Origin of the sequence: Curtobacterium sp. DN_7.5 (assembly GCF_022655355.1) — a bacterium.
Lineage (GTDB): Bacteria > Actinomycetota > Actinomycetes > Actinomycetales > Microbacteriaceae > Curtobacterium > Curtobacterium luteum.
Genome location: NZ_CP093378.1, coordinates 2,168,655 through 2,187,847, shown reverse-complemented (window position 1 = coordinate 2,187,847; position 19,193 = coordinate 2,168,655). Strand labels below are relative to the sequence as shown.

The 19,193-nt window shown below is 71.7% G+C and carries 16 protein-coding genes; 8 read left to right on the top strand and 8 right to left on the bottom strand.

Annotated elements, in window-relative coordinates; translation table 11 throughout:
- Positions 1-96: 96 nt before the first annotated feature.
- The gene (locus tag MON03_RS10085; RefSeq protein ID WP_242088255.1) at positions 97-1,122 is read right to left on the bottom strand and encodes a TerC family protein; all 1,026 of its coding nucleotides are present in this window, start codon (positions 1,120-1,122) and stop codon (positions 97-99) included.
- A gap of 212 nt (positions 1,123-1,334) precedes the next feature.
- Here MON03_RS10085 and ftsY point away from each other — a divergent pair, with 212 nt between their 5' ends.
- Positions 1,335-2,204, top strand: a complete 870-nt coding sequence (gene ftsY, locus MON03_RS10080; protein WP_175329024.1) for a signal recognition particle-docking protein FtsY — start codon at positions 1,335-1,337, stop codon at positions 2,202-2,204.
- Between the two features lie 131 nt (positions 2,205-2,335).
- Positions 2,336-2,494, top strand: coding sequence for a hypothetical protein (locus MON03_RS10075; RefSeq protein WP_175329025.1), 159 nt, complete (start codon positions 2,336-2,338; stop codon positions 2,492-2,494).
- A gap of 203 nt (positions 2,495-2,697) precedes the next feature.
- Here the strand turns inward: MON03_RS10075 and lipA are convergent, their stop codons facing one another.
- From lipA to MON03_RS10060, 3 genes are read right to left on the bottom strand one after another with little or no spacing between them, the layout of a single operon-like run.
- Complete coding sequence (lipA, locus tag MON03_RS10070; protein ID WP_242088254.1) at positions 2,698-3,681, bottom strand: lipoyl synthase; 984 nt, start codon at positions 3,679-3,681, stop codon at positions 2,698-2,700.
- Entirely contained in the window at positions 3,678-4,451 is a 774-nt protein-coding gene (lipB, locus tag MON03_RS10065) for a lipoyl(octanoyl) transferase LipB (RefSeq protein ID WP_175329026.1), read from the bottom strand. Before lipB ends, lipA begins: the two co-directional genes overlap by 4 nt.
- Positions 4,452-4,495: 44 nt before the next feature.
- Positions 4,496-5,029, bottom strand: coding sequence for a hypothetical protein (locus MON03_RS10060; protein WP_242088253.1), 534 nt, complete (start codon positions 5,027-5,029; stop codon positions 4,496-4,498).
- A gap of 78 nt (positions 5,030-5,107) precedes the next feature.
- Between MON03_RS10060 and ffh the strand changes: the two genes are divergently transcribed.
- Complete coding sequence (gene ffh, locus MON03_RS10055; protein WP_242088252.1) at positions 5,108-6,670, top strand: signal recognition particle protein; 1,563 nt, start codon at positions 5,108-5,110, stop codon at positions 6,668-6,670.
- A gap of 83 nt (positions 6,671-6,753) precedes the next feature.
- Here ffh and MON03_RS10050 read toward each other — a convergent pair whose 3' ends face one another.
- The 4 genes from MON03_RS10050 to MON03_RS10035 all read right to left on the bottom strand — a co-directional run bounded on the left by MON03_RS10050 (position 6,754) and on the right by MON03_RS10035 (position 10,960).
- On the bottom strand, positions 6,754-8,016 hold the full coding sequence (locus MON03_RS10050; protein WP_242088251.1) for an ATP-binding protein: 1,263 nt from the start codon (positions 8,014-8,016) through the stop codon (positions 6,754-6,756).
- A 61-nt stretch (positions 8,017-8,077) separates the two neighbouring features.
- Positions 8,078-8,605, bottom strand: coding sequence for a hypothetical protein (locus MON03_RS10045; protein WP_242088250.1), 528 nt, complete (start codon positions 8,603-8,605; stop codon positions 8,078-8,080).
- Positions 8,602-9,732, bottom strand: coding sequence for a tetratricopeptide repeat protein (locus MON03_RS10040; protein ID WP_242088249.1), 1,131 nt, complete (start codon positions 9,730-9,732; stop codon positions 8,602-8,604). The genes MON03_RS10045 and MON03_RS10040 overlap by 4 nt, the downstream gene beginning before the upstream one ends.
- Positions 9,733-9,829: 97 nt before the next feature.
- The gene (locus tag MON03_RS10035) at positions 9,830-10,960 is read right to left on the bottom strand and encodes a glutamate--cysteine ligase (RefSeq protein WP_022903586.1); all 1,131 of its coding nucleotides are present in this window, start codon (positions 10,958-10,960) and stop codon (positions 9,830-9,832) included.
- A gap of 153 nt (positions 10,961-11,113) precedes the next feature.
- On the opposite strand from MON03_RS10035, the gene aroA reads away from it, so the two are divergent.
- The 5 genes from aroA to rpsP all read left to right on the top strand — a co-directional run bounded on the left by aroA (position 11,114) and on the right by rpsP (position 19,192).
- The gene (aroA, locus tag MON03_RS10030; protein ID WP_242088248.1) at positions 11,114-14,374 is read left to right on the top strand and encodes a 3-phosphoshikimate 1-carboxyvinyltransferase; all 3,261 of its coding nucleotides are present in this window, start codon (positions 11,114-11,116) and stop codon (positions 14,372-14,374) included.
- Between the two features lie 3 nt (positions 14,375-14,377).
- Positions 14,378-15,559 (top strand): acyl-CoA dehydrogenase family protein, encoded by a 1,182-nt coding sequence (locus tag MON03_RS10025; RefSeq protein ID WP_242088247.1) that lies wholly within the window; start codon positions 14,378-14,380, stop codon positions 15,557-15,559.
- A 78-nt stretch (positions 15,560-15,637) separates the two neighbouring features.
- Positions 15,638-16,504, top strand: coding sequence for an SDR family oxidoreductase (locus MON03_RS10020; protein ID WP_242088246.1), 867 nt, complete (start codon positions 15,638-15,640; stop codon positions 16,502-16,504).
- Between the two features lie 4 nt (positions 16,505-16,508).
- Positions 16,509-18,629 carry an oxidoreductase gene (locus MON03_RS10015; RefSeq protein ID WP_242088244.1) on the top strand — a complete coding sequence of 707 codons (2,121 nt, stop codon included), beginning with the start codon at positions 16,509-16,511 and terminating at the stop codon, positions 18,627-18,629.
- Between the two features lie 143 nt (positions 18,630-18,772).
- Positions 18,773-19,192, top strand: coding sequence for a 30S ribosomal protein S16 (rpsP, locus tag MON03_RS10010; RefSeq protein WP_242088243.1), 420 nt, complete (start codon positions 18,773-18,775; stop codon positions 19,190-19,192).
- Position 19,193: the final 1 nt, after the last annotated feature.

Sequence of the window (19,193 nt, the reverse complement as noted above, 5' to 3'; positions counted from 1 at the left end):
TCCTCGCGCTCCGGAGCACGAGAACTGTCGCCCAGGCCGAGACTCGGCGCGCGCGAGCCGGGATCCGGCGCGCGCGGGCCGGGACGTGGGTCGCGACTACTTCGCGTCGGCCTCGACGGCCTGCTTCGGCTCCCCGGTCGGGGTGAGGCCGCGCTCCTGCCGCTTCTTCGAGACCACCAGCGAGGCGGCCGTCGCGACCGCGATCGTCAGCGCGATGAAGCTCAGCGAGAACCAGATCGGGATCTCCGGCGCCCACTCGATGTGCTCGCCGCCGTTGATGAACGGCAGCTCGTTGACGTGCATGGCGTGGAACACGAGCTTGACACCGATGAAGGCGAGGATGACGGCCAGGCCCTGGCCGAGGTAGATGAGCCGCTCGAGCAGCCCCGCGATGAGGAAGTACAGCTGCCGGAGCCCGAGGAGCGAGAACGCGTTCGCGGTGAACACGATGAACGCGTCCTGCGTCAGCCCGAAGATCGCCGGGATCGAGTCGAGCGCGAAGAGCACGTCGGTCAGGCCGATCGCGACCATGACGAGGAGCATCGGCGTGAAGAGGCGCTTGCCGTCGATCTTCGCGGTGAGCTTGTCGCCGTGGTAGTCGTCGGTGGTCGGGATCACCTTGCGCAGCGTGCGGATGAGCTTCGAGTCGCCCTCGGAGTCGTCGTGGCCGCCGCCCTTCGCCTGCGACCACGCGAGCCAGAACAGGAGCGCGCCGAACAGGTAGAACACCCACGAGAAGTTCTCGATGATCGTGACGCCGAGCGCGATGAACACACCGCGGGCGACGAGGGCGATCGCGACGCCGACGAGCAGGACCTTCTGCTGGTACTCCTTCGGCACCGCGAAGCTCGACATGATGATGAGGAAGACGAACAGGTTGTCGACCGACAGCGCCTTCTCGGTCAGCCAGCCGGCGAAGTACTCGCCACCGGCCTGCCCGCCGCCGAAGACCAGGATGCCGACACCGAACAGGATGGCGAGCCCGACGTAGAACGCGGACCAGAACGCCGACTCCTTGATGTGCGGCACGTGCGGGGTGCGCACGTGCGAGTAGAAGTCGAACACCAGCAGCGCGAGGATGCCGGCGATGGTGAGGAGCCAGACGAAGAGTGGGACGTCCACGGGTTTCCTTCAGGTCAGGGGCGGGCCTGGACGGCGCGCCGGAGCCTGAAGGTCTCTTCCGCCGCTGCCGCACGATGTGCTGGCCGCGACCGGCGCCCCGGGTCCGGATCGTTCCGGACCGTACTGACGGGGTCACCGAGAGGGAATACTCCCCTTCGTGGTTCTGAGCGTACCCGGCACAGCGCACGTGTGCCGCGCTCTAAGCTGGGAACATGGCGAGTTCCTGGTCCCTGTCCTCCCGGCTGCGCGGGCTCTTCCAGCGCAAGACGATCGACGAGACCACGTGGGACGACCTCGAGACCGCGCTCATCGGCGCCGACTTCGGTCCCGACGTCTCCGAGGCGATCATCGAGGACCTCCACGCGCGTGTCGACCGCTACGGCACGACCGACCCCGCCGACCTGCAGCGCATGCTCCGCGAGGTCCTCGAGGAACGGCTGTCGAAGCTCGACACGACGCTGAAGCTCAGCAACCGGCCGGCCGTCGTGCTCGTCGTCGGGGTGAACGGAGTCGGCAAGACCACCACGATCGGCAAGTTCGCCAAGTTCCTCAAGACGTACGACCGCACGGTGGTCGTCGGTGCGGCGGACACCTTCCGCGCGGCAGCGGTCGAGCAGGTCGCGACCTGGGCCGAGCGCGCCGGGGTCGACGTCGTGCGCCCCGCGCAGCCCGGACAGGACCCGGCGTCGGTGGCGTACCAGACGGTCGAGAAGGCCATCCGCGAGGGCACCGAGATCGTCGTCATCGACACCGCCGGCCGGCTGCACACCAAGGCCGGCCTGATGGACGAGCTGACGAAGATCAAGCGAGTGGTCGAGAAGCAGACCGAGATCGCCGAGGTGCTCCTCGTGCTCGACGCCACCACCGGGCAGAACGGGCTGGCCCAGGCGCAGGCGTTCATCGAGGGTGCCGGGGTCACCGGGCTCGTCATCACGAAGCTCGACGGGTCGGCCAAGGCCGGCTTCGTGTTGAGCGTCCAGGAGAAGACGGGCATCCCGATCAAGCTCATCGGGCAGGGTGAGGGCATCAACGACCTCACGGGTTTCACACCGCACGTGTTCGTGCAGAACCTCGTCGGCTGAGACGTCCGGCGCCCTCCGGGGTCTCGGCGCATTGGTCGACACCTGTCAGCGAACGCGGTCACCCCGCGACGAGTACCGTCTCCGTCGGCCCGGGCATCCGCTCGGTCTCGTTCCAGGGATTGGAGACCCCCATGCCCGCACTGCTGATCATCGCGATCATCGTCGGCCTCGTCCTGCTCTTCAGCGGCATCTTCGTCGCAGCACTGAAGTTCCTGCTCTTCATCGGCATCGCGCTCATCCTGCTCGCGATCATCGGGTGGCTGCTGCGCAGCATCCGCGGACGCGCGTAGCCGCGACCCACTGACGGACGGGAGGCGCGGTGCCAGCTGGCACCGCGCCTCCCGTCCGTCGTGTGGTGCCGCTGCCGCATCGTGCCGGCCCGAGACTCGCGACCAGCGACAGATCTCGGGGTCACGAGCGCGAGGAACGTCGCTCAGAGCGAGACTCGGCCGCGGCCGGCCACGCGCGCGGCGCGCGGCGCGCGGCGCGCGCCTCAGACGGCCTGGCGGCCGGCCGGCGCCTCGAGCAGGTGCGACAGGTGCTCCGGCACCGTGCCGCCACGCGCGACCGTCGCCCGCGCCCACAGTCGCCCGGCCCGGTACGACGACCGCACGAGCGGCCCGGCCAGCACCCCCGAGAACCCGATGTCCTCGGCGATCTCGCGGAGGTCGACGAACTCCTCCGGCTTCACCCAGCGGGCGACCGGCAGGTGCCGCGGCGACGGCCGGAGGTACTGGGTCAGCGTGATGATGTCCGTCCCGGCCTCGTACAGCTGCTCGAGCGCGTCGATCACCTCGTGCCGCTCCTCACCCATGCCGAGGATGAGGTTCGACTTCGTCACGAGCCCGGCGTCCCGCCCCTGCGTGATGACGTCGAGGGACCGCTCGAACCGGAACGCCGGCCGGATGCGCTTGAAGATCCGCGGGACCGTCTCGACGTTGTGCGCGAACACCTCGGGGCGCGCGTCGAAGACCTGCCCGAGCTGGTCGGGGCGGCCGTTGAAGTCCGGCACGAGGATCTCGACACCGGTGCCGGGGGAGTGCTCGTGGATCTGCCGGATCGTCTCCGCGTACAGCCACGCACCGCCGTCGTCGAGGTCGTCCCGCGCGACGCCCGTCACGGTCGCGTACTTGAGGCCCATCGAGACCACCGAGTCCGCCACCCGTCGAGGCTCCCCGCGGTCGAGCGGTGACGGCTTGCCGGTGTCGATCTGGCAGAAGTCGCACCGGCGGGTGCACTGCGAGCCGCCGATGAGGAACGTGGCCTCCCGGTCCTCCCAGCACTCGAAGATGTTCGGGCATCCGGCCTCCTGGCAGACCGTGTGCAGCTGCTTGTCCTTGACGAGGGCGGACAGGTCCCGGAACTCCGGACCCTGGGTCGCGCGGGTCTTGATCCACGCGGGCTTCGTCTCGATCGGCGTCTCGGCGTTCCGGGCCTCGACACGCAGCATGCGCCGGCCTTCGGGGGCGAGGGTCATGCGGGGACCTCCTGCAGGTGGGTGGTGCGGACCCGACCGGCCTGGAGGCGCGGCTCGCCCCCGGCGGACCGGTCCGCGCTGGTCGGGTGGTCCGGGCTGGTCGTCCTACTGGCGGCTGCGATGCGGTGGCCGGTGTGCATGCCGTCGAGTGCCGCCTGCACGACCGGCGCGACGAGCGCGGCGACCTCGTCCACGGTGACGTGGCGTCCCGCGGCACGGCTCAGCGTGGTGACCCCGGCGTCGGCGATGCCGCACGGCACGATCGCGGCGTACGCGTCGAGGGCGTTCGCGCAGTTGAGGGCGATGCCGTGGCTCGTGACCCCCTCGGCGACGTGCAGGCCGATGGCTCCGACCTTGTCGTGGTTCGCCCGGTCGGGCCGGGGGACCCAGGCGCCGCTGCGACCCTCGACGCGCTCTGCCGTCACACCCACGCCGGCAACGGCGTCGATGAGCACCTGTTCGAGGTCACGGACCCACGCCACGACGTCGAGCGGCATCGCGAGCCGGACGATCGGGTAGGCGACCAGCTGCCCGGGACCATGCCACGTGATGCGGCCGCCGCGGTCGACCTCGACCACGGGGGAGCCGTCGGTCGGCAGGTCGCCCGCTTCGGTCCGGCGTCCGGCGGTGTACACGGACGGGTGCTCGCAGAGGACGAGCGCGCCGGGCGAACGGCCGGCGAGGACGTCGGCGCGGAGGCGCTGCTGCAGTGCGAGGCCCTCGTCGTAGGCGAGGAGGCCCGGCACCCGGACGATCTCGAGTTCCGGCATGGGCGCCAGCGTACGTCAGTTTCTGGACGCCGTACAACAACCGATCACGCGTCGAGCGTCTCGGTCGGGCGTTCGACCATCACGAGCTCGGCGTACAGCAGCTGCGCACGCTCCCGGTGCGGTCGGTCCACCACGATCCCGCGCACGGTGAGGACCGCCCAGAGGACTGCGGAGCTGCCCATCAGGAGCGCACCGCCGACGTCGTGGTCGCCGACCAGGTCGGCGACGGCGGTCGCACCGAACACGACCGCCAGTGCCGCGCCGAGCCAGAGGTGCCAGCCGGTCCGGTCGACGATGTCGCGCAGGAACCGCAGCTTGCGGTCGCGCCGCACGCCGTCGGGTTCCGAGCCGCCGCGGACCCAAGCCCGCAGTGCCCGGTGTGCGGCGTACCCGCCCCCACCGGCCCACGCCGCGACCACGAGGACCACGAGACCGACTGCGGTGGCCACGCCGACCAGCGCGACGACCGTCACGGAACCGGTGAAGCGTGCCGTGAACACCGCCGCCGTGAAGCCGACGAACAGGGCCGCGCCGGTCGCCCCGAGCCGACCGGCGACGTCGATCTCCCTGATGTGCACGGTGTGGACGGTAGTCCCCGGGGTGCAGGCGCGGTGGCGGTCGGGCTGTCGGCGGCCGCCTTGTAGAATCGACGGATCATGGCGCAATTCGGTTCACTCTCCGACCGGCTGACAGAGACCTTCCGCAACCTGCGGAGCAAGGGTCGCCTGTCCCCGTCCGACGTCGACGGCACCGTCCGCGAGATCCGACGGGCGCTCCTCGACGCCGACGTCGCGCTCGAGGTCGTCAAGTCCTTCACCGCCGCGGTGCGCGAGCGCGCACTCTCCGACGAGGTGAACAAGGCGCTCAACCCCGCGCAGCAGGTCGTCCAGATCGTCAACGAGGAACTCGTCGGCATCCTCGGCGGGCAGCAGCGTCGGCTCGAGTTCGCGAAGCGTCCGCCGACGGTGATCATGCTCGCAGGCCTCCAGGGCGCCGGCAAGACCACGCTCGCGGGCAAGCTCGGCAAGTGGCTCAAGAAGGACGGCCACACCCCGATGCTCGTCGCGGCGGACCTCCAGCGTCCGAACGCCGTGCAGCAGCTCCAGGTCGTCGGTGAACAGGCCGGCGTGCACGTGTTCGCCCCGGAGCCCGGCAACGGCGTCGGCGACCCGGTGAAGGTCGCGAAGAACGCGATCAAGGCCGCGGTGGACCAGCAGTACGACACCGTCATCGTCGACACCGCCGGTCGCCTCGGCGTGGACGCGGAGCTGATGAAGCAGGCCGCGAACATCCGCAAGGCCGTCGACCCCGACGAGGTCTTGTTCGTCATCGACGCGATGATCGGTCAGGACGCCGTCGCCACCGCTCGCGCCTTCCAGGAGGGCGTCGACTTCACCGGTGTCGTCCTGTCCAAGCTCGACGGTGACGCCCGCGGTGGCGCGGCGTTGTCCGTCGCGAGCATCACCGGTCGCCCGATCATGTTCGCGTCCACGGGCGAGGGCCTCGACGACTTCGAGCCGTTCCACCCGGACCGCATGGCGAGTCGCATCCTCGACCTCGGCGACATCCTCTCGCTCATCGAGCAGGCCCAGCAGGCGTTCGACGAGGACGAGGCCCGCAAGGTCGCCGAGAAGATCGCCTCCGACTCGTTCACGCTGAACGACTTCCTCGAGCAGATGCAGCAGCTCCGCAAGGCCGGCTCGATCAAGGGCATGCTCGGCATGCTCCCGGGCGCCAAGGGGATGCGCGAAGCGCTCGACAACTTCGACGAGAGCGAGATCGTCCGCACCGAGGCGATCATCCAGTCGATGACGAAGCAGGAGCGCGAGCTGCCGAAGCTCCTCAACGGTTCCCGTCGTCTCCGCATCGCCCGGGGCTCCGGCACCACGGTGACCGAGGTGAACGCGCTCGTGAACCGCTTCGAGCAGGCGGCGAAGATGATGAAGACCGTCGCGCGCGGCGGCGTGCCGCAGATGCCGGGCATGGGTCCGATCCCGGGCATGCACGGCGGCAAGAAGAAGCAGCAGCAGGGCGGCGCGAAGAAGAAGAAGGTCGGCAACCCGGCGAAGCGTGCGGCGCTCGCCTCGGGTGCCGCGGCGCAGCCCCAGCAGCAGGCCCCCCAGGGGTCCGGGTTCGGGTTCGGCGGCGCGAACGCGAAGAACCCGAAGGCGCCGACCGAGGAAGAGATGCAGTCGCTGCAGAAGTTCCTGGGCCGCTGACGCGGACTGCCGTGGGTCGCTGACGCGACCGACGACGGACGGGAGGCACGGTGTCGGCTGGCACCGCGCCTCCCGTCCGTCGTTCAGCGCTTCGACTTCTTGAGGTAGGCGCGGAGGTCCGCGTACGTCCCGTCGTCCTCGCCGAAGAGCACGACGTTCCGCGCTGTCTCGAGCCACGACCGTGTCGACGGTCGCACCTCCGCCACCGAGTCGAGGAGGTCGGGCATCCCGATGAGCCGGGCGGTGCCGCTGGCGACGCTGTCCATCAGCGCCCGCTCGGCGGCGACCTCGCAGACGTAGGCGATGTCGGCGCCGGAGAAGCCCTCGGTGCGCTTCGCGAGCACCCCGACGTCGACGCCCTCGAGCGGTCGGTCCCGGAGGTGGGTGCGGAAGACCGCCTCACGAGCAGGAGCGTCCGGCGGCAGCACCAGCACCGTCCGGTCGAGGCGGCCCGGCCGTCGCAGCGCGGGTTCGACGTCCCAGGGCTGGTTCGTCGCCGCCAGCACGAACACGCCCTCGTTGCCGCCGCTGATCCCGTCGAGTTCGGTGAGGAGCTGGTTCACCATGCCGCGGACGTGCGAACTGCGCGTCTGGCTCCGCCGCTGGCCGAGTGCGTCCACCTCGTCGAAGAACACGACGCACGGCGCCGCTGCCCGAGCGGCCTCGAAGACCGCCTGGATGTTCCGCTCACTCACGCCGATGTACGGGTCGAGGACGTCCGTGATCGCGACGCTGAGGAACCGTGCGCCCAGCTCGCCGGCGACGGCGCGCGCGATGAAGGTCTTGCCGCACCCGGGCGGTCCGTAGAGGAGCAGTCCACCGCGGAGGCTCTTGCCGTAGAGCGCGCGGAGCTCGGGGTTCGCGAGCGGCGCGAGGAACGCCGCGTTCAGCCGTTGCTTGACGTGCTCCATGCCCCCGACGTCGGTGAACCGGGTCCCGGGGTCCTCGACGGAGAACGCGGAGGGGAGGTCCGGGTCGTCGGCGTCGAGGTCGTCGACGAAGGCCGGTCCGACGAGGTGCTCGACCTCCTGTTCCGCCGCGCGCCAGTCGAACGAGGTGGGGTCGTCCGCCGTCTCCTCAGGGGCGCTCGACGACGGTGCGCTCGACGGCGCGGCGCTCGACACCGGGGCGGAGCCGCCGCGGAGGGTGTCGAGCATGAGCGCGCCAGCCGCGGCGTCGGTCGGTTCCGCAGCCAGCGCGGCCGCGGCCTCGGCGGTCGCCTCGGCGGTCCTGCCCGCGTCGAGCAGCAGACGACCGAGGTGGACGCGGAGCGGGACGTCGTGGGGCGCGGACGCCACGGCTCGACGGAGGGCGTCGATCACGGGGTCGGTCGGTTCGTGGTCCATGGGGTCCTCGGTGGTCAGGTGGAGGTGGGGCGGTGTGCGGCCGCGGTGTGGAACGCCGCGGTCAGACGGTGTCGGTAAGTCGCCGACCCGGTGCCGGGAGCGCCGCCTGGTAGTGCAGGACGAACGACAGTCCAGAGCACACCACGACCAGGGCGAAGGCTGTCAGTGGTGGCCACGGGAACGCGAACGGCAGGGCCGGGGCGAGCAGGACGAGGACGGCCGCGACGGTGAGCAGGACCACGACCGTGCGGAGCAACGTCGATCCGCGGAGCAGCCGGACGAGCGGTTCCCGGTTCTGCCGCACCGTCCGGGTGACGAGCACGACCCCGATGGCGATCAGTGCGGCCGCGATCAGCCAACCGGTGACAGCGAGCAGGAGCGTCGGTCCGGGTGCGCCGAGCGGGACGCCCGCGAAGAACCCGGCGATGGCGCTGCCGCCGACGACGACCCGGAGCCGCTGCAGCGTCCCGAGGACCGAGCGCCGCAGTCCACGGACGGCCGGAGCGTTGTCGGGTCGGTCGTGCACGACGCTCCAGAACCCGGACGTCGACGCCGGCCCGTCCGGATCGGTCCACACCGTGTCCGTCATGCCGGGTTCCGCCACGGCGAGGACTCGTCGGTGGGGGCCGCGGCCACGGTGGGCGGCGCCGGGCGGGTCCGGGGGAACGCCACCAGGATCCGTCGCGACTGCACCGAGCCGAGGACGGCGCAGGCGAGCACGACCGCCTGTGCCACGAGGGCGGCTGCGAGCGGCAGGAAGACGCTGACCACGGAGACGAGCAGGGCCGCGAGGGTCACCGCCGCGAGGGCGGTCCAGCCCGGCACCGCGCGACGGGCGGTCGCGACGACGGAACGCGTCCGGCTGCGGGTCTCGGCCACGAACCGGAGCGCGACGACCACGGCTCCGACGATCCCGGTGACGGGGAGCAGGATCGTGGTCAGGCGCGCGATCTCGGCGTCGCCGGTCACCCCGAGGGACATCAGGCCGGTCATCACGGCGGTGAACCCGAGCATGCCCCGTACTCGCGCGAGCGGGTTCACGACGGCGACCACGAAGTTCCGTCGCGCCGTGGCGTCGGTCGGGTCGGTGGCGAGGACGCTCGAGAACGCCAGCGCGGACTCGCCCTCGTGTCCGCCGCGGAGGCGGGACACCGCCAGGTTGTGCCGTGTGCCGGTCGTCCCGGGGGCGAGCTCCAGGCCGCGCCGGTAGGCGGCCTGCGCGTCGCGGTGTCGTCCCGCGGCGAGGAGCAGGTCCCCGTGGCGTCGGTGCACGTCGGGCTCCTCGGGCGCGAGCCGGACGGCCTCGTAACTGGCCCGGAGGGCCTCGACCCGTCGCGCCGGGTCGAGGAAGAGCGCGTCGGCGACCGCTGCGTGCGAGCGCCACGACGTCGGGGCCACGACGACGGCTCGCCGGGCTGCGTCCACTGCGCCCGCCTGGTCTCCGGTCCGGAGCAGCAGCGTCGACGTGAGCCACAGCCCGGTCCCGTCGTCCGGGTCGAGGCCGACCGCCTGGCGGGCCGCTCCCAGCGCTTCGTCGACCTCGTCGACCGCGAGCAGAGCCAGCGCGCGGACACGCTGCGCGGCGGCGGTCTCGTTCTCCTCGGGCCCGGCCGCAGCGAGCACGGCGAGCGCCTCGCGCGGCTGCCCGGCGGCGACGAAGGCCGCCGCACGGTGGACACCGACCCTCGACGCGCCCCCGGCGCTCGTCCCCGTCACATCCGAACTGTACCGATCGTCCGACGCAGTGCCAGCCCCCAGGACGGGAGGCGCGGGGCGGACCCGCACCGTGCCTCCCGGCCGGAGGTGGTGGCGACTAGAGCGACTCGCGCAGCTCGGTGACCAGGTGGCGGACGACGGCGCGGAGGTCGCCGCCGTTCTCCTGCGCGACCCGGAGCTGGCGCTGGTACGAGGCCCCTTGCTCGGTCATCGTGTCGAGGTGGTGCAGCTCCTGCTGGCAGCCGAGCCGCTCCGCGATCGGGTCGAGGCGTTGCACGAGGTCGTGCACCTCGTCGGTGACGAGCCGCTCGTCACCCGCGGCGTTCGTGATGATCTCCGCGTCCATGCCGTACCGCGCCGCGCGCCATTTGTTCTCGCGGACGAACCACTGCTGCATGGTCGGCAGTTCCTCGCCGCGGTCGAGCCGGTCGGAGAGCGCCGTCACCAGGCACTGGACGAGCGCGGTGACGGCGCCGACCTCGTGCAGGGTCGAGATGCCGTCGGAGACCCGGTTCTCGAGCGTGCCCCAGCCCGGTGACGGGCGGATGTCCCAGCGGAGGTCCTTGAACCCGTCGATCACACCGGTCCGGGTCAGGTCGTCGACGACGCCTTCGAAGCCGCTCCAGTCGCCGATGCCCGGCGGCAGTCCGCCGGTCGGGAGCTGCTGGAACATGAGCGCCCGGTTCGAGGCGTACCCGGTGTCGATGCCGCCCCAGAACGGGCTCGACGCGGTGAAGGCCTGCAGGTGCGGCACGTAGCCGAGCATCGCGTTCATGATCGGCACGGCCTTGTCGCGCCGGTCGATCCCGACGTGCACGTGCACGCCCCAGATGAGCATCTGGCGTCCCCACCAGCGCGTCCGGTCGATGAGGGTCGTGTAGTGCTCGCTGTCCGGCGTGATCTCCTGCTGGTCCCACAGGGCGAACGGGTGCGTGCCGGAGCACATGACCTGCGCGTCGAGCGGGTCCGCGGCGTCGACGACCTCGCCGATGATGCCGGAGAGCTCCCGGGTGGCCCCGCCGACCGTCGTGTGCACGCCCGTGACGACCTCGACGGTGTTGGTCAGGAGCTCCTCCGTGACACGGTCCGGGTCGCCCAGCCGCTCCTGCACCGCACTGATCACCGCCGGGGCGCGCGGGGTGAGGTCGCCGGTGTCCCGGTCGACCAGCGGGAGTTCCCACTCGACACCGATGGTCGACGGGTGGGACTCTGTGAAGCGGATGTCCATGCGGCCATCCTGCCGGTCGGTTGTCGGACACGCACAACGAACGCCCGCGCCGGTCGTGCACCTCGCTCCACCCAGTTGTTCCAGAACGGTACTACCGTGGGAATCGTTCCATGACGGTACTACCGTGGATTCGCTCGCAGGGAAGAGGTCCGCATGCAGTTGGTCGTGCGCGGTTCGTCCGCACCACTCGTCGGGGAGATCGACGTCCCGGTCTCCAAGTACCACGCGCACCGCGCGCTGGTGCTGGCATCGCTCGCGAAGGGCACGAGCACCGTCTCCGGCATCAGTTCGACCCGGCAGGTCGAGTGGACCGTCGGCACCCTCCGGGCGCTCGGCGTCGACGTCAAGCGCCGTGGCGACGACTACCTCGTCACCGGGCTCGGCGGTCGCTACGAGGCGACCGACGTCGTCGACCACGGGTCGCGCGGCGCCGACGGGCTGCTCAACATGGGCTCCTCGGGGACCACGCTCTACTTCATGACCGGCCTGGCGTCCCTCGCGGACAAGCCGATGACGCTCTCGGGCATGAAGTACTTCCAGCGCCGCCCGATCAAGGCCCTCCTGACCTCGCTGACCCAGATGGGCGTCGAGCTCGAGGCGACGAACGACTGCCCGCCGGTGACGGTCCAGCCCCGGCGGCCCCGCGGCGGCGACGTCACCATCGCCGGGACCCTGTCGCAGTGGGTCTCCGGACTGCTGCTCGTGGCGCCGTTCGCCGAACAGGAGACTCGCATCCACATCACCGGCGGCAGGCTCAACGAACAGCCGTACGTCGAGCTCACCGTGCGCATGATGCGGCAGTTCGGTCTGACGGTCGAGGTGTCCGACGACTGGCTCGAGTACCGGATCCCGGCCGGCCAGCAGGCGACCCCGCACGACTACGTCATCCCGCCGGACATCGGCTCCGCGGCGTTCGGCATCGCGGCCGCCGGTATCCGCGAGTCGAACGTGCTGCTGCGGGGCCTCACGTCCACCACGACGGCCGGCACGGACCACCCGGAGGGCGAGTTCCTCGACCTCGCGGCGGCGATGGGCGTCCCGATGCGCATCGACGAGGCGACCGGGTCCGTCCGGATCGAGCACGACGGGTCGCCCCTGCGCGCACTCGACATCGACTGCCGACCGATCCCGGACCTGCTCCCCGTGCTGTCCACGATGGCGACGTTCGCCGAGGGCACCACCCGCCTCTGGAACGTGGCGCACATCCGTCTCAAGGAGTCCGACCGCGTCGCGGCGATGCTCCAGCTGAACCGCATGGGCGGCCGGGCCGAGCAGGGGGCCGACGAACTCCGGGTCACCGGGGTCGGACCGGGAACCCTGCACGGATCCCCGATGTCGTCCTTCAACGACCACCGCGTGCTCATGTCCCTCGCGGTCGCCGCGTCGAAGGCGCAGGGGACGAGCTCGCTCACGTACCCCCGTGCGTACCGCATCTCGTACCCGACCTTCCTCGAGGCGATGAACGCCGTCGGACTCGACATGTCCGTCGGTGCCGTGCACGGCGGCGGTCACGACACCCGCATCGACGACGCCGACACGGTGTCCGAGCGCACCGACCTCGGCGGGGACGGGTCCACCCCGGTGGCGCGACCCCACGCGACGGACCAGACCCGCCGCGCGCTCCCGACCCCGCCGGTCGCCGCGCCGTCCGCGCCGTCCACGTCCGCCGCGGGGCGCACCGACCTGCCGGCGACGGCGACGGTCGGCGTCGACGCGGAGCCGCTCGTCCTGAGCGAGCGGGTCCGCACCCTCTCGGAGACCGACCCGGACGGCGTCGCCGTGATCGAGGTCGGCGGGACCGCCCCGGTCGAGACCACCTGGAAGCAGCTGCAGGACGAGGCCGACCGGGTGTCCGCGCTCCTGCTCGAGCTCGGCGTCCGCACGGGCGACTCCGTGGCCGTGCAGCTGCCGAACTGGCGCGAGTTCGTGTCGATCACGCTCGGCGCGGTCCAGATCGGCGCGGTCGCGACGCCGATCATGCCCGTCTTCGGCCCGCGCGAGACCACGATGACCCTCGCGCGGTCGAAGGCCCGGGTCGTGTTCCTGCCGAACGTGTTCCGGAAGCGGCGCCCCGCACTCGAGCTGCTCGACGTCGTCGACGAGGCGAAGGCGCAGCGCCGGCGCCTGTCGGTCGAGCACGTGGTCGTGCTGCGCGCCGAGGCCCGCGGGCAGGGCGACCTGCCGAACGACCAGCCGCCGCTGCCCGCGGACGCCGCGGACCGGGTGGCCGCGAGCGACTGGAACTGGCGCTGGTTCGACACGGCGCTCGGCTCGGTGCAGGTCGACGTCGACCAGATCCGCTCCCGGGCACCGGGGCCGGACGACGTGTGCCAGCTGCTCTTCACCTCCGGCACGACCGGCGAGCCGAAGGGCGTGCAGCACCCGCACCGCACGCTCGGCCTGGCGACCGCGATGCACGTCGCCCAGTCGGGTCTGACGAGCGCGGACCGGATCTACATCCCGTCGCCGCTCGCGCACCAGACCGGGTTCCTCTACGGCATGCTCCTCGCGTTCCGGCTCGGCGCGCCGCAGGTCATCCAGCCGGTCTGGGACGGCCGAGTCGCGCTCGAGCAGGCGTTCGGCGTCGCGAATGCGTCGTTCGTGCAGTGCGCCACGCCGTTCCTGACCGACCTGGTCGACCTGGTCGAGGGTGGGGAGCCCGCCCCGGACAGCCTCCGGATCTTCGTCCCGACCGGCGCCGCCGTCCCGCGAGCCCTCGCGCAGCGGGCCGCGACGGTCCTGGGGACGGCCATCCTCGGCGCCTTCGGGACGAGCGAGACCTGCCTCGGCGCGCTCTCCGGCCCGGACGACGACCCGACGGACGCGTACGGCCACGACGGCCGTGCGCTCCCGGGCATCCGGATCCGGATCGTCGACGACGAAGGCCACGAGCTGCCGGCCGGCACCGAGGGCAACTTCGAGCTGCACTCGCCGACCATGTTCGACGGGTACCTGGACCGGCCGGACCTGACCGACGACGTCTTCACCGACGACGGCTGGTACCGCACCGGCGACCTCGCGACCGTGGACGACAAGGGCTTCCTCTCGATCACCGGCCGCGTGAAGGACGTCATCAACCGCGGCGGTGAGAAGATCCCGGTCGTGGAGATCGAGAACCTGCTCTACCAGCACCCCTCGGTCACGGACGTCGCCATCGTGGCCATGCCCGACGAGCGGCTCGGTGAGCGCGCCTGCGCCTTCGTCGTCCCCGCGGCGGGGGAGCGGCTCTCGTTCCGGGCGATGCAGCAGTACCTCGACGCCGCCGGCGTGAGCAAGTACTACTGGCCGGAGCGCCTCGAGGACATCGACGAGCTCCCGCGGAACGCCGTCGGGAAGGTCCAGAAGAACGTCCTGCGGGACCGGGCTGCGGCACTCGTCGCGAGCGGCGCGGCGACCACCACGAAGGAGAACTGAACGATGACGATCGTCGACGACACGACGAGCACGGCCTTCGACGAGGCCGCCTTCCAGCAGCTCAAGGCCGAGGTGACCGGATGGGTCCGCGGCCGCGGCGAGGAGTGGGCGGAGGAGATCGAGCGCACCGGCCAGGTCGCCCCCGAGCTCTTCCAGGAGCTCAAGGAGCGGGGCTGGCTCAGCCTCGCCGCCCCGGCCGAGCTCGGCGGACGGGGCATCCCGTTCTCGCGCTACCTCGAGGTCATGGAGATCGTCTCCCGCTCGCACGCCTCGATCCGGATGCTCGTGCACGTCATCAACGGCACCTGGCGTGCGATGGCGCCGTACGCGACGCCCGCGCAGATCGAGGACGTCGTCAAGCCGAGCGTCGCGGGCGAGAAGCTCGTCGCGTTCACCCTGACGGAGGCCACGGCCGGCACGGGGGCGGACATCCGCACCACGGTCCGCCGCGAGGGCGACACCTACGTGATGAACGGCGAGAAGCACCTCATCACGTTCGGGGTGCGGTGCGACTACTGGCTCATCGCCGCGCGGCTCGAGGGCACCTCCGGCCAGGACGGCACGGTCGCGTTCCTCATGCCGAACAGCGGGCTGCCCGGCGCGGAGGTGATCGACGACTCCGACACGATGGGGATCCGCGGCACCGACCACGCGATCCTCCGGTTCACCGAGACCCCGATCCCGGCCTCCGCCCGCCTGGGCGAGGAGGGCCAGGGCCTCGAGGTCGCGCTCGGCGGCTTCCTGCTGCCGAGCCGCGTGTCGGTCGCGATGAGCGCCGTCGGCCTCGCCGAGCGGGCGAACGAGCTCGCCGTCGCGTACGCGAACGAGCGCGAGACGTTCGGCAAGAAGCTCTCCAGCCGGCAGGCGATCCAGTTCTACCTCGCCGAGAACTACGCCGACATCGCCGCGTCCCGGGCGCTCGTGCTCGAAGCCGCACGCGCCTACGAGGAGGACCGCCCCGACGCCGGCACGCTGTCGAGCGCCTCGAAGATGGTCGCCGTCGACATGCTCGCCCGCGTCACCGACAAGGCCCTGCAGGTGCACGGCGGCCAGGGCTACTGGAAGCGCAACGCGATCGAGCGCGTCTACCGCGACGCACGTGCGCAGCGCTTCGAAGAGGGCACCAACGAGATCCAGAAGCTGGTCGTCGGCCGCGCCGTCGTGACCGGCCAAGCCGGCTTCTAGGACGCCACCACCCACCGGACGGGAGGCGCGGTGCGGGCCCGCCCCGCGCCTCCAGGCCCTGAAGACGCAAGGAACACATTGGCTGCAACCACCGCACCCATCGCCCTCATCACGGGAGCCTCCCGCGGCATCGGCCGCCTGCTCGCGCAGAAGCTCGGCCAGCGCGGCGTCACCGTCGTGGTGACGTACAAGGGCAACGCCGACCTCGCCGAGGAGTCGCTCGCCGACGTACGTGCCGCGGGCGGCGACGGCATCACCGCCCAGGTCGACATCGAGCAGCCGGAGTCGATCGACGCGCTGTTCGACCTCGTCCGTGACACGTACGGTCGCCTCGACATGTTCGTCGCGAACGCGGCCGCGAGCGCGTTCAAGCCGGTCGCCGACCTCAAGCTGCACCACCTGGACCGGAGCTACGCGACGAACGCGCGCTCCTTCGTGCTCGGTGCGCAGCGGGCCGCCGAGCTCATGGACCGCGGCGGTCGGATCGTCGTCGTGACGTCGTACGGGTCGCTCCGGGCGTTCCCGACCTATGCGGCCCTCGGTGCGGCGAAGGCGATGACCGAGGCGTACACGAAGTACATGGCGGTCGAGTTCGGGCCGCGTCAGATCACCGTGAACGCGGTGAACGGCGGGCTGATCGACACCGACTCGCTCGACTACTTCTACAACTCGGTGCCGGGGATGGCGCCGATGGACTCTGTGCTGTCGAAGCTGCCGCTGCAGCGCCCGGGCACCGCCGACGACATGGCGGACGCGGTCGACTTCCTGCTGTCCGACAAGGCGTCCTACATCACCGGGCAGACCCTCTCGGTCGACGGCGGACTCACCGTGGTCGCGCCGCCGTTCTGGGCGGACACGACCTCGCCGCTCCGCGACGCGGTCCTGCCGCCGGCCGACGCTGCTGCCGACCCGGCGTCCGACCCGGCGTCCGACACGGCAGAGTAGGGGCATGAGCACCGTCGCCATGCCCGACCTCGCCGTCGTCTCCTCGCCGTGGAGCCTCGGCCCCTTGCACCTGTCGAACCGGGTGGTCATGGGGTCGATGCACACCGGACTCGAGGTGCACGACGACGGCGGGGCCGGCATGGCGGCGTTCTACCGTGAGCGGGCGGCCGGTGGCGCCGCCCTGATCGTGACGGGCGGCATCGCGGTGAGCGACGAGGCCCGCGGGGGCCCGGACTTCGCGGTGTTCGGCGTCGGTGGCGCCGACGAACGCTTCCGGGCCGCGGTCGAGGCCGTCCACGAGGAGGGCGGCGCCGTGCTCGCGCAGCTGTTCCACGCCGGCCGGTACGCGCTCGTGAACGGCATGGTCGACCGGCACGGGCAGCCGCAGCGTGCCGTCGCGCCGTCCGCGCTCCCGTGGTCCGCCGCGCGGGGCGTCGTCCCCGAGGAGCTGACGGGCGCCGAGGTCGAGCGGACGATCGAGGACTTCGCCGCGGCGGCTCGATCGGCCCGTGACATCGGCTTCGACGGCGTCGAGATCATGGCCTCCGAGGGCTACCTCATCAACCAGTTCCAGTCGCCGCTGACGAACCTGCGCGACGACGAGTGGGGCGGTTCGCCGGCGCGACGTCGCCGCTTCGCCGTGGCGGTGGTCGCGGCCGTCCGCGCTGCCGTCCCCGGCCTCGCGGTGACGATCCGGCTGTCCGGTGCCGACCTCATGCCGGGTTCGACGACCGACGACGAGGTCGACGCGCTCGTCCACGAGCTGCTGCCCCTGGGACTCGACGGCATCTCGGTGGGGATCGGCTGGCACGAGTCACGGACGCCGACCGTGCAGGCAGCGGTGCCCCACGGCGCCTGGCTGTCGTACGCGAACCGCATCGCCGGGGTCGTGCGGGCCTCGTCGCACCCGGAGGTCCGGGTGATCGCGTCGAACCGCATGACGGACCTCCGGGACGGGGAGGCCGTGCTCACCGACGGTCTGGTCGACGCGGTGGCCCTCGCGCGACCGTTCCTCGCCGACCCGGCCCTCGTCGAGCGTTCGCTCGCCGGCGCCTACGACCTCGTCAACACGTGCATCGGGTGCAACCAGGCCTGCCTCGACCGTTCGATCGTCGGAGCCCCGGTCTCGTGCCTGGTCAACCCGCGCGCCGGCCGCGAGCTGGCGTTCCCGCTCCGCCCGACCGTCGCGCCGAAGCGGGTCGAGGTGGTCGGCGGCGGGCCCGCCGGGCTGGCCGCCGCAGTCGACGCCGCGCGCCGCGGGCACGACGTGACGCTCTGGGAGGCGTCCGACCGGCTCGGTGGCCAGTTCGACCTGGCCGCGATGGTGCCCGGCAAGGAGGACTACGCAGCGACCGTCCGTGCGGCCCGGGCGGAGCTCGACGCCCGCGGCGCCACCGTGCACCTCGGGCGGGCAGCCGCCCCGGCGGACCTCGTCGGCGCCGACGCCGTCGTGGTCGCCGCCGGCGTCGTGCCGCGGCGGATCGACGTGCCCGGGTCGTCGCTGCCCCACGTGGTGTCCTACGAGCAGGCGCTCCGCGAGGGCGTCCCGGCGGGCACCGTGGCGATCATCGGCGGCGGCGGCATCGGCGTCGACACGGCGGCGTTCCTCGTGGAGTCACCGGACGAGGCTGCACGGGCGACCGAGTTCGGGTTGCGCTGGGACGTCGACGTCAGCGGTGAGATCGTCGGCGACGTGCCGCAGCGCCTGCCGGCCGCCGACCGCGTCCTGCGGCCCGGCTCCCAGGTGACCGTGCTCCGGCGCGGCGGCAAGTTCGGCACCGGCATCGGCATCACCTCGCGCTGGGTCGCCGTCGGGCGGTTGCGGGACGCGGGCGTCCGCATGGTCGGCGGTGTGCAGGAGTACCTCCGCATCGAGCCCGGCGTCCTCTGGATCCGCGACGAGGACGGCGTCGAGCGGGCGGTGCCGGCCGACACCGTGGTGGTCTGCGCCGGGCAGGAGCGGGCGGTCGACCTCGACGGGACGGACCCCGAGGGGCTCCTGGCGGGCCTGGCTGCGGCCGGTGTGCCGTTCGAGGTGGTCGGCGGCGCACGGGACGCTCGGAGCGTGGACGCCGTCCGGGCCACCAGTGAAGCACTCGAAGCGGTGCGTCGACTCGCGCCCTGACGCGGAATCTGCAACAATGAACGGTCGAATCGTGGCTGCTCGACCCTCTATCCAGCAGTCCGCGCTTTCCATCGAGCTTCCACCGTGTGTGCCCCCACGCCCGCGGTCCGGTTCAACCACAACAACACGCAACAGGAGCATTTGTGGCTGTCAAGATCCGTCTCAAGCGTCTCGGTAAGATCCGTGCGCCGTACTACCGTGTCGTCGTCGCCGACTCGCGCACCAAGCGCGACGGTCGCGCGATCGAGGAGATCGGCAAGTACCACCCCACCGAGGAGCCCTCGTTCATCGAGATCGACTCCGAGCGTGCGCAGTACTGGCTCTCCGTCGGCGCGCAGCCGTCGGAGCAGGTCGCCGCGCTGCTCAAGCTCACCGGTGACTGGGCCAAGTTCAAGGGCGAGAAGGACACCGAGTCGAAGGTCAAGGCCCGCGAGCCGAAGCAGGCCTTCGTCGCGGACACGGCCAAGAAGGCCGTCCTCAAGCCGAAGTCGGAGAAGAAGGCGGAGGCCCCGGCCGCTGCCGAGACCCCGGCCGACGACGCAGCCGAGACGACCGAGGCGTAAT